The sequence below is a fragment of the bacterium genome (assembly GCA_040756715.1).
GTDB lineage: Bacteria > UBA9089 > UBA9088 > UBA9088 > UBA9088 > JBFLYE01.
In genome coordinates this window covers 1-2,584 of the sequence record JBFLYE010000208.1, presented here as the reverse complement: position 1 = coordinate 2,584, position 2,584 = coordinate 1, and the positions used below count along the sequence as shown (strand labels likewise).

Here is a 2,584-nt window from a genome sequence, read left to right as displayed (position 1 = left end):
CAAAGCCCTTTCAATAATCTCTTTGTTTTGTATTTTTTCTTTCCTTAAGGTGGTAAGTATGTCTATACCCATCTGGATGACCTAAAAAATAATGCTGGACAAAACCTTTCAAAAGGATTATACTTTTATAAACTAAAAGCAGATGATTTTTCCGCCATAAAATCTATGGTGGTAAGATAATCTTTACAAACCCTGCTTTTTAAGCTAAAATTAGGTTTATGAAAAAGAAGAAATCAAAGCAGGGGTTTATCCAAGATAAAGAGGAAAATAAAGGGCTTATTAAGATTGTTGCCTTTAGAATATATGAGGCCTTAATAAAAATGGAGTTCTTTCAAAATTGGCCATATATTATTATTTTTATTGCCACATCCCTCTTATTCTACCTTGGCTATATCCACAGATGGATTGCCGACGATGGCTTTATAAGCCTTCGTGTAGTTAAGCATATCCTTTTAGGTTATGGACCCCTTTATAATATTGATGAAAGGGTTGAGGTTTATAGTCATCCGCTATGGATATTTATTCTCTCTTTATTTTCCTTTATTACCGGTTCTATTGAAAAAACAGCGGTATGGCTTGGGTTTCTCTTTTCATCCTTTGGACTTTTCTTTGGTGGATTGGGAGGATTAAGAATATTAGAGGATGAACAAAGAAGACTTCTCAAATCAAAGAATATTTCTAAACACCCATATCTTCCCCTTGGTGTCCTTGTAATCTCAGTCCTTCCTCCCTACTGGGATTTCTCAACCTCTGGATTAGAGACATCCCTTTCTTTTTTCTGGTCAGGTAGCTTATTCTATCTCTCAAGCCTTTATGATAAACCAAAAATTCTCTCTATTATCCCAATATGGATAAGCCTTGGTCCTCTTATAAGACCTGATTTTGGAATAATCTGGCTTGAGTCTTTGCTTCTTACCATAATCCTTTATAAAAACCTCGGGTCTAAAAAAATTTTAAAGGTAATTTTTCTTTCTTCATTTTTGCCACTTTTACACCAGATATTTAGAATGGGATACTTTGCCTCTTTTTTGCCCAATTCTGCATTTGCCAAGGAGGGGTTTAGGCTTAATATAACACAAGGGGTTACATATCTTTTAGATATCATTATGCCATATGGGCTTTATATCCCTATCCTCTCTTTCTTTTTTAGTCTTTTAAATCTAAAGCATGAAAGAAAAACAAATCTTTTACTCTTATATTCCTTCCTCATCTTTGGTTTATCCCACATTTTATACATTACCTTAATGGGTGGTGATTTTATGCATGGAAGGTTTCTTCTTCCCGGCTTCTTTTTGTTATTTATCTCTGCCGGAGTTGTTCCGATTAGAAAATCGCCTTTTCCCATCCTTGTAATCACTACAATAATCATATGGTCTTTTACTATATGTAGCTTCCGGTTAAAAACACCCTATGAGCCAAAAAAAGGAGGGATTGTCAATGAGAGGAAATATTATATAGCGGGTAGTATCAGCAAAACCCCGGTAGAGGTATCCAATTATCAGTATACGATGTTTTATCAAGCAGGGTTAAATGCAAATAAGGAGGCAATGAAGCTAAAAGAGGATGAAATTCTCTTCTTATACCATGCAAACTTAGGTATTACTGGTTTTGTAGCCGGTCCTAAGGTTCATTATTTTGATTGGATAGGAATTGCCGATCCCATAGCCGCAAGATTTATTTTGGAAAAGAGGGGAAGACCCGGCCATGAAAAGAAATTGTCGGTTGAATGGGTATTGGCTCGGATTAAATACAACCTTCTTCATCCAAAAGGGGCAATTAAAGCTTCTCCTATCTTTATATTACACGATACTAAATATGATCTTAATAAAACTATTATCAATGACCCAAAGGTAACATATGCTAAAGAGGCATTGGAATGTGGATTGAAAGACTATTTAGATGGCATTCAAGAAAGATTAACTTCTGAGAGATTTTTTAAAAATATTATAATTGCCTGGAAATATAGAAATCTGAGGATTCCTTTTGATCCTAAGAAAGCAAAACAAAAGTTTTGTGGAAAATCTTCTTAGTTTCTGAAAAATTTTGAAGCTTAAAATTTTTCTTGCAAAATTTTTATAAATGATGTTATATTTTAAAGTAAGAGAACTTCGAGGAAAACACCCTGTCTGCTGCAGACACCCCTCTAACACCCCGTCCCTTCGGGACACCCCTCTAACACCCCGTGGCTTCGCGACACCCCTCTAGGAGAGGAGAATGGGGGGAAGAAGAGGAACATGGGAAATTCCCCTCTTTCAGAGGGGTGGCAGACCGTAAGGTCTGACGGGGTAGTTCATAAGAAGGTAAAGCAAATGAAAAGAGCAATTTTGGAATGTTTGATGGTTTTGGAGATTTGCTTACCGCAGGTAAGCTTTGGAGTAGATTTGTATGTACCAGGAAGCTATACAACCATCCAATCTGCAATAAATGCCGCAAATGATGGCGATACAATAGAAATTCAAAACTTAAAACTTAAAAATGCAAAATGAAAAATAGCTTTTAAAGAGAGTTAAACACATACGAAAAAATGAAGGCAAAACAAAAGAAAGAGATTACTATTGATAAAAAAGAGATAATCATTGTTTCC

At 35.4% G+C, this 2,584-nt stretch carries 2 protein-coding genes; both read left to right on the top strand.

Annotated features, from left to right (window positions below):
- Positions 1-218: 218 nt before the first annotated feature.
- Complete coding sequence (locus AB1397_08125; protein MEW6482938.1) at positions 219-2,030, top strand: hypothetical protein; 1,812 nt, start codon at positions 219-221, stop codon at positions 2,028-2,030.
- Between the two features lie 204 nt (positions 2,031-2,234).
- Positions 2,235-2,486, top strand: a complete 252-nt coding sequence (locus AB1397_08120) for a hypothetical protein (protein MEW6482937.1) — start codon at positions 2,235-2,237, stop codon at positions 2,484-2,486.
- The last annotated feature ends 98 nt before the right edge of the window (positions 2,487-2,584 follow it).

Coding starts and splice junctions, on each gene's coding strand:
- AB1397_08125 (MEW6482938.1), top strand. CDS start 219: ATGAAAAAGAAGAAATCAAAGCAGGGGTTTATCCAAGATAAAGAGGAA.
- AB1397_08120 (MEW6482937.1), top strand. CDS start 2,235: ATGGGAAATTCCCCTCTTTCAGAGGGGTGGCAGACCGTAAGGTCTGAC.